The organism is Streptomyces sp. NPDC104309, assembly GCF_055584025.1.
Window position 1 is genome coordinate 1 of record NZ_JBVJMV010000109.1, and the last position, 7,330, is coordinate 7,330.

At 67.1% G+C, this 7,330-nt stretch carries 10 protein-coding genes; 3 read left to right on the forward strand and 7 right to left on the reverse strand.

Annotated features, from left to right (window positions below; genetic code table 11):
- Positions 1-159: 159 nt before the first annotated feature.
- From ACZ68L_RS46335 to ACZ68L_RS46355, 5 genes are all read right to left on the reverse strand, one after another.
- Positions 160-1,314, reverse strand: a complete 1,155-nt coding sequence (locus tag ACZ68L_RS46335) for a cytochrome P450 family protein (RefSeq protein ID WP_469590871.1) — start codon at positions 1,312-1,314, stop codon at positions 160-162.
- A 125-nt stretch (positions 1,315-1,439) separates the two neighbouring features.
- On the reverse strand, positions 1,440-2,060 hold the full coding sequence (locus ACZ68L_RS46340) for a GTP-binding protein (protein ID WP_469590873.1): 621 nt from the start codon (positions 2,058-2,060) through the stop codon (positions 1,440-1,442).
- The gene (locus ACZ68L_RS46345; protein ID WP_469590874.1) at positions 2,032-2,415 is read right to left on the reverse strand and encodes a DUF742 domain-containing protein; all 384 of its coding nucleotides are present in this window, start codon (positions 2,413-2,415) and stop codon (positions 2,032-2,034) included. Before ACZ68L_RS46345 ends, ACZ68L_RS46340 begins: the two co-directional genes overlap by 29 nt.
- On the reverse strand, positions 2,412-2,858 hold the full coding sequence (locus tag ACZ68L_RS46350) for a roadblock/LC7 domain-containing protein (RefSeq protein WP_469590875.1): 447 nt from the start codon (positions 2,856-2,858) through the stop codon (positions 2,412-2,414). The genes ACZ68L_RS46345 and ACZ68L_RS46350 overlap by 4 nt, the downstream gene beginning before the upstream one ends.
- Positions 2,855-4,246, reverse strand: coding sequence for an ATP-binding protein (locus ACZ68L_RS46355; RefSeq protein WP_469590877.1), 1,392 nt, complete (start codon positions 4,244-4,246; stop codon positions 2,855-2,857). The genes ACZ68L_RS46350 and ACZ68L_RS46355 overlap by 4 nt, the downstream gene beginning before the upstream one ends.
- A 509-nt stretch (positions 4,247-4,755) precedes the next feature.
- On the opposite strand from ACZ68L_RS46355, the gene ACZ68L_RS46360 reads away from it, so the two are divergent.
- A complete protein-coding gene (locus ACZ68L_RS46360; protein WP_469590879.1) occupies positions 4,756-5,334 on the forward strand; it encodes an HAD family hydrolase in 579 nt (192 codons plus the stop codon).
- Between the two features lie 64 nt (positions 5,335-5,398).
- On the forward strand, positions 5,399-5,659 hold the full coding sequence (locus ACZ68L_RS46365) for a hypothetical protein (RefSeq protein ID WP_469590881.1): 261 nt from the start codon (positions 5,399-5,401) through the stop codon (positions 5,657-5,659).
- A gap of 437 nt (positions 5,660-6,096) precedes the next feature.
- Here the strand turns inward: ACZ68L_RS46365 and ACZ68L_RS46370 are convergent, their stop codons facing one another.
- Both ACZ68L_RS46370 and ACZ68L_RS46375 read right to left on the reverse strand, forming a co-directional pair.
- Positions 6,097-6,363 carry a hypothetical protein gene (locus ACZ68L_RS46370; RefSeq protein WP_469590883.1) on the reverse strand — a complete coding sequence of 89 codons (267 nt, stop codon included), beginning with the start codon at positions 6,361-6,363 and terminating at the stop codon, positions 6,097-6,099.
- 3 nt (positions 6,364-6,366) lie between these two features.
- Positions 6,367-6,969, reverse strand: a complete 603-nt coding sequence (locus tag ACZ68L_RS46375) for a TetR/AcrR family transcriptional regulator (protein WP_469590885.1) — start codon at positions 6,967-6,969, stop codon at positions 6,367-6,369.
- A gap of 83 nt (positions 6,970-7,052) precedes the next feature.
- Here ACZ68L_RS46375 and ACZ68L_RS46380 point away from each other — a divergent pair.
- A partial coding sequence (locus tag ACZ68L_RS46380) for a DsbA family protein (RefSeq protein WP_469590886.1) occupies positions 7,053-7,330 on the forward strand: 278 nt, incomplete at its 3' end.

The following is a 7,330-nucleotide window of genomic DNA, read 5'->3' on the forward strand; positions in this document are numbered from 1 at the left end:
TTTTTTCCCCCCGGGTTTTTACCATGTTTGTTCCCACCCGGTTTCCCCCGGTCCCCCTGTCTATGAGGCATCAACCCCCCCCCCCCGCCCCCCCCCCGGGGGGGGGGGGGGGGGGCGCCCCCCCCCCCCCGCGACGATCGACTGCAGGTGATACGGCTTCTACGCCTTGGTGCCGCCTGACGCCGGGGAGAAAGACGCGTCCCGCTCAGGGCTCCGGCTCCAGGGGGTGGCCCCGTTGGCGTCGGGCGTCAGCGGGGTGAACCGGGCCGGGAGCGCGGTGAGCGTCCGGTAGACAGCCCCAGGACGGTAGACCAGCTTGTCGGCGGAAATATCCAGTTCGATGTCCGGCAGGTAGGTCAGGAGCCTCTCGATCGCGGCGGTGGCGATCAGCATCGCGACGTCACGGGCCGGACATGCGTGGGGCCCTGCAGCGAAGGCCAGGTGCGCCTTGGTCCCAGAGCGATAGCCATCCTTCGGCATGCCCGAATGGGGGCAGGTGTTGGCAGCGGCGTACGACACCATGACGGGCGACCCTGCAGGGATGCGGGTGCCGTGGAAGGTCACGTCCTTCTTGGGGAAGTGCACGCTGTAGTTCGCCAGCGGCGCGTCGTGCCACAGCGCGTCATCGATGGCGTGCTGGATGGGCAGGCTCCCGGTGGTCAGGGTGCCGAAATATCGGTCGTCGCTGAGCATGCGGACGAGTGTGTTGGCGATGAGGTTGCCCAGTGGCTCGTTCCCGGCCCCAAGAGTGATGAGGATCTGATGAACGGCCTCTTCCTGGCTCAGCCCATTGGGATGATCGATGAACCAGGAGGTCAAATCGTGGCCGCGCTGCGCCGCCTTCATCCTGTACAGAGTTTCGAGGTAGGCGCCGAATGACTGCCCGCCCGCTGCCTGTGTTTCCGGGTCGCTGTCCATCATCGCCTCGAGCGCCCACACAAGCCGGGGGCCCTCCTCGTCCGGCATGCCGAACAGAGCATTGAAGACCATCAGCGGCAGCTGCTGCGCGTACTGGCGGACGAGTTCGACGCTCCCGGTATCAGCGAATTCCTGCAGCAGCGTGTCGGCATAGCGGAATGTCAGGACACGCACATCGTTCGGGTCCAGGAGACCGAAGCTGTCCGTGATCACCCGTCGTAGGTGCGCGTGTTCCTCGCCGTCGGCGTAGAACAGACTCGGCCGCCACTCCACCAAGGGCCGGATCGGGCTGTCCTTTGGCACCTGCGGCAGCCAGCTCCGGGTGTCCTTGGTCCACGTATCGGTGTCCTGGAGGAGGTCGAGGGCGGCCCGGTAGTCGGTGACCAGGTTGACCACGACACCGGGGGCCACCTCGGCTACGCCGACCGGCCCTTGCCGACGTAGCAGTTCATAGCTGCGCTGCGGGTTCGCGGCGTGTTCGGCGCCGTGCAGGGACACGGGTGCTTCGGGTGGTGTGAGCGTCACGAGGCTTCGACTCCGGCAACGGATATGGAATGGGCGGTCAGGGCGATGAGGGCCTCGAGGCTTCTCTTCTTCTCTCGTGCGTCACAGGTGACCAGTGGTGTCTCTGGGGCGAGGTCGAGCTTCGAACGGATGAGCTCCGGTTCGTATTCGGGTGAGTCGGGGAAGACATTGACAGCGACGGCGTACGGCAAACCGCGCTCCTCGATGAGCTCCATCACCTCCCAGGAGTCTTTGAGTCGCCGAGTGTCGACCAGGACCAGGGCACCGAGTGCTCCGTACGCGATGCCTTCCCACAAAGGAAGGAAGCGGCGCTGCCCGGGAGTTCCGTACAGGTACAGAACGATCTTGTCGCCTGGCAGGGTCAGACGGCCGAAGTCGATGGCGACCGTGGTGGTGGTTTTGTCACGCAGGACATCGTGGCTGAGGTCGTCGGTAGCGACGGCGGCGTTCGTCATGACCTCGTCGGTGTGCAGTGTCGGAATCTGCGACAGCGACTTGACTACGGTCGTCTTGCCGATACCGAGCGGGCCGGCAACCAGGATCTTGATCCTTCGGTGTTCTCCCTCAGGCAGGTAGACGGGAGGCGAGCTAGGCGGCAAGGAGAGCGTGGAGTCCACTCAGAACCTCTTCCAAGACTTCTTTCGACGGTCGGCCATCGTGCGACGCGCGGAGAGCGTCCGGAATTGGAACGGTGGCCTTTAACTGCCCGTCATCGACGAGTTGTTCGGCAAGTACCAGAGTCACGCTGACCGGGAGACCGAGGTAGCCGGCTAGTTCGACGACGCTGAGAGATCCGTCGGTAACGAGCTCGACCACGCGCTGGTGCACCGGAGTGTGGAATCTGGCGAGGGGCAGACCGCTGGCGCGCAGAGCGGCCAGCGAATCGAGGGCGCCCGAGAGGCCGGTGCCGGGACTGGTTCCGGTGGCCAGGTAGGCCGGAAGCAGACGTCGCTGTTCCTGGCCGCGGCTCATGACGCCCCGTCACTCGCGCGGGCGGGAACGGACATGATCTGTTCCCCGAGCTTCATGGCCTGGCGGGCCATGGTGGCCGCGACCACCCCCATGGGCATGTCCTGATCGCCCGCCGCCGCGATCAGGGTGTTGGTTCCTTCGCCGACCGGCATGACCATGTAAATACCCTCATCATTGTGTGAGGTGACGGTCTTGAGCGGAGTGCTTGGAGCTACTCCCAGAACAGCGTTGGTGGCGGCGCGGGAGGCGGAGTGCAACGCGGCAGTCATCGCTCCGATGCCGTCCGCCTCGTCCTTGGTGAGGTTCTCGGAGGTGGCCTGGACCATCCCGTCGAGGGTCATGGTCAGGGCGTGCCGGACACCAGGGATTTCCGTGATGGGCTTCAGGACCCAGGCGGACGAGCCGGTCACATCGTGGCTTTCAGGCGTTATCACAGTGTTCACTCCGAATCGGTGACGGACCGGTCGCTGGTAAGGCCACTTTGGAAATCGCTCCAGAGGGCGCCGGTGTCTTCCGGGTCCAAAGGGCGAGGCGCCACGGCGGCGTCATCTTTGGTGGCTGTCGCTGAGAAACGGCGGCGGCGCTGCGGCAGCTCCGCTGCGCCGCTTGGCGCGGACGGGGAGGCGGGCGCGTCAGCAGCTGCGGGCCGCTTGTGTGCCTGAGGTGCCACGGCAGGTTGGGGCGCCAGGACCGACGGAGGTGTGGCGTTTTCGTCCATCGACGTCAACAAGTTATCGGGAACTGACACCACAGCACGCACCCCGCCATAGGGAGAGGAATTGTCAATGGAGACGCGGAGGCCGTAGTCGGCGACGAGGCGGCCGATGGCGGCGAAGCCCATAGACGGCGGGTCACCGAGCTCGAGGAGCATCACCTCTTGCTGTTCACCCGATATCAGACCTCGACCGCGAGCGAGCGCCTCTGACGTCATACCCTTGCCGGCGTCGTCGATCGTGATACACACACTGCCGTTGCCGGTCTGGACCAAGGTGACGTCCACCATGAAGTCGTCACGGGAGTGCTCCAGCGCATTGGCCATCAACTCGGCGCAGACCACAGCAACAGGCTCGGCTGCGCGCCCGACCACGCCGATGCTGGAAAGACTGTGCCGAGAAACGATGTTGACGCGTTCGAAGCCGCGCAGTCGGGAGGAGGCGCCACTGACGACCTCTCCCACGTAGGTGTCCTTGCGGACGTGACCCGGCCAGCCCCCGCACACGATGGCGGACCTTTGTGTGAGGCGCAGGTTCTGCTCATTGAGGTGGTCGGATTCAAGCAGGCTCTGCGTCAGACGGGGCGGCGCGCTGAACTCGTGCTGAAGACCCACGATATTCGTCTGCAGCCGGTAGGAAAGAGCCTGAGACTCCTGGGTCGCGCCGCGCAGGGCAGCCCGAGCAGCGGCGTCGATGCGGCGCCGTTCCTTGAGAACGATGCCAGAGACAGCATCAAGCAGCGCGTCGAGGAGCTGTGCGGCCTCGGCCCCCACGAGGTTCTTGTGCAGCAGTCCGGGGACCGGGTGATGAGAGCTGATCAGGTGCAGTGCGAGAGCGGGGAGCCGCTGGGAGACCAGGTGACGTACCTCGTCGAGAAGCTCCGCCTCGCGGGTACTGACTTCCTGCGTGCGGGACTCCGCGGTCTGCCTGTTCTGCGCCTCGGTTCGGGCGCGGCCCTCGGCCGCCTGCGCACGGGAACTGGCTGCCTGCGCCTCGGCAGACAACCCTGCGCCCCGTCGTATGTGTTTGCGGCGCGAGCGCGCAAGGAGCAGCGCCCAGACTGCCAGGAGAAGGGACAAGACGCCGAGGGCAAGGGCGATTTTTGAGGACAAGGTCACGGAGAGTGGTCCTAGATGTCGGGTCGAGCCTTCGAAGAACGGCGCTGCGGTTCGCTCCCCTCAAAGGGAGGTGAGCACGGTCTCCGGAGAACTGGCGGTCAGGAGTAATGTGTGGCAGTTCGTGAACAGTGCGTGGACCGTTCGTGCAGGGCGAAGAGGTGGCGCCGCAGACAAACGCCTGTGTGGCTGAGACGAGCCCGGTGAATCGCCCGAGCGTGCCAAGGCGCTGTCGGCGTGATCCCCCGCAAGGGGCGTCGGCCGTCCCGCCCAGCTCGCGCGCAACTCCCGGCCTCGGAAGCAGCCGCAGGGCGGAGCCCGGTGAACGTGAATGAACAGGTTCATCAGAACTCCGAGGAGGACGGCGAACGCAGGTTCCATCTGGGCCTTCCCGCCATCCCACGCAGTCGACTCACGGCCTTGCCACTTCCTAACGCGTGGTCAGCTTACTGGAGTTGATCTGTGTACGCAGCGTTGATGGGCCCCACAATCACGAACCAGGTGATCTTTGTATGCCGAGTTCTCGCCGCTCACGGCATGGGCGATGGCATTCTCCGGCAACATGCCTGGGTGCAGACTGTGGACGGCGCCGACGTCGCCGAGCCGGTGCGACCCGCGCCGCCTACACAGACCCCGCCGCGTGGAGCCTCTACCCGCAGACGCTGCGCGTCCTCGACCAGCTCACCGCGGACGGCTGGACGCACATCCTCCTCTCCAACCACGTCCCCGAACTCCCCGAAATCCTGTCCGCACTCGGCATCGACACGCGTTTCCAGGCGGTGATCAACTCCGCCGCGAGCGGGTACGAGAAGCCCCACCCCCAGGCATTCCGTCTCGCGCAGGCGGCCGCAGGCCCCGCACACCGGCTCGTCATGATCGGGGACAACCCCCAGGCCGACGCCGCCGGGGCCCGCCAAGCAGGTATCGACGCCATCTGGGTGCGGCGCGACCAGCACACCGACACACCCGACCTGGATACCGCCGCCCACATCCTCCTGACCCCCGAGCCCGTTCCGAACGGGCGGCGACCGGCTCTGCACGAGGTCCCCCCGTTGCAGCCAACCGCCCCCGAAGCGCTCCCCATCCGGTAACCTCGCCGACGTCCGCACCGCGGAAGCCCGGCAGCGCCCCGGCCCAAGGCGCACCGGAGCCAGCGTGCACGACACCATCCCGGCCCCCGCGCAGGCCGACTGCCTCACCGCCTTCGGAGCCCTTCGCGACCGCGCCGCCCCGGACACCGAGACGGCCATCGAGCTCGGGGAGGGCTGCAACCGCTTCCCGCCCTCCCCGGACCTCGCCCGCTACCTCTCCACCCTCCTCGACCGCTTCATCCGCGACGGAACCCTCTCCGCGTACGCCGGCCGTAGCCAGGCGGGCGCCCGGGCGGCGATGGCCGAACTCCTCGCAGCCACCTGAACATGAGGCTGGACCCGTCCGACATCTTCTTCACCCGCGGCGGCACGGAGGCCATCAGCTTGACCATCGCGCATCTCGCCGAGACCGGCCACGGTCTCGTCCTGCCGCTGCCGAACTACTACGCCTTTGACCAGTGCGCTGTCCGCTGGGGAGCCCCGGTGACCGGCTACTACCGGCACGACGGCGCCTTCCATCCCACCGGCACATCCCCGGCCCCGCGCACCTGCCTCGTCGAAGTCCTCCCCAACGGAGTCACCGGCGCCCGCCACACCGTGCCCGATCGGACCGAACCGGACTTCACGCTCGTCGACGTCCCCTGCCAGATCGGGGCCGAAGGCCCGCAGCCTGCCGCGATACTCCGCGACCGCGTCCACGGCACCGACCTGAGCAGGGCCGCCCTGATCCTCACCGCCTCCAAGGACCTCTCCCTGCCCGGGCTACGAGCGGCCGTCGTCGTCACCCGGAACAAGGCGCTGCTGCAGCATCTGGCCCGCGACCGGTTCGAGCGGATGGCCATGAGCGGCGACCCCGTCGGCGAGGTCGTCATGCTCTTCTACGCCTCCCTCCTCACCGTGGTGGAGGCACCCGCCGAGCAGACGGCCAAGCTCGTCCAGATCGCCCAGGACAGCGTCCGCCGAGCAGGTCTGCCGGCGCTCCCCGAGGAGGAGACCTACCGCCGCGTCCACCAACAAGCCGCTCGACATCCACTACACCGGCGCCTGACCTCCCTCCGAGGAGACGGCGCCCGCCGGGCCGACCGTCAGCAGCCGGGCCGCCGCCTCGCGTGCGGTTCCGGCGGCCGCGGTGTCACCCAGGCCCACTCGGGAGCAGACGGCTCCGTCGGCGAGCATGAGCACAAAGGCCGCAGCCGCCTCGGGGGCGCCTGTTCCCGCGGCAGCGGCGAGGCCGCCGAGGTAGCGGAGGACTTCCTGCTTGTGGTCCCGGATGGCAACCCGCACCAGATGGTCGGGGTCGGGGTATTCGGCCGCGACGTTCACCAGGTCGCTGCCCCGGTAGGCGGGATCGGCGAACTCCTCGCCGAGCAGGTCGAAGATGGCCAGCAGCCGGTCGGCTGGCTCCTCGCGGGTCTCGGCGAGCGCGCGCAGCCGAGCGCACCACTGGTCGTTGCGCCGACGCAGGACCGCCGCCACCAACTCATCCTTCGGCCGGAAATGCTGGTAGAGCGTCGACTTGGCGACCTCCGCGGCACGCCAGATCTCGTTGATCCCCACCGCCCGCACGCCGCAGCGGGTGAACAGGTCGGCAGCAGCCTCGACGATCTTGGCGCGTGTCGCCTCAGGACTGGTCATCGGCACCTCCGGCGGGCACGGGAATGGGTTCGGCTCGGTTGCGGTTGCATCGAACAGACTAGTCGGTTCGATTAGGAGGATGCATGTTCACCATCGACGTATTCAGCGATCTGATCTGCCCCTGGTGCTATATCGGCGGGCGCCGCCTGAAACAGGCAGTCGGCATCGTCGAGGAACACACCGGAGCCACGTTCCAGATCCGCTACCACGCATTCGAGCTGAACCCGGCCATGCCCCCTGAGGGGATGGACCGGCGCACCTACAGGAGCGCCAAGTTCGGCAGCTGGGAACGATCGCAGCAACTCGACCACGGCACCGTCCTCGCCGGCCGCAGCGAAGGCATCACCTTCAACTACGAGGC

What these genes read in the sequence shown, in the direction of transcription:
- ACZ68L_RS46345 (WP_469590874.1), bottom strand. Translation starts at nt 2,415, where the DNA reads ATGAGCCGCGGCCAGGAACAGCGACGTCTGCTTCCGGCCTACCTGGCC.
- ACZ68L_RS46360 (WP_469590879.1), top strand. Translation starts at nt 4,756, where the DNA reads ATGCCGAGTTCTCGCCGCTCACGGCATGGGCGATGGCATTCTCCGGCA.
- ACZ68L_RS46370 (WP_469590883.1), bottom strand. Translation starts at nt 6,363, where the DNA reads ATGTCGAGCGGCTTGTTGGTGGACGCGGCGGTAGGTCTCCTCCTCGGG.
- ACZ68L_RS46375 (WP_469590885.1), bottom strand. Translation starts at nt 6,969, where the DNA reads ATGACCAGTCCTGAGGCGACACGCGCCAAGATCGTCGAGGCTGCTGCC.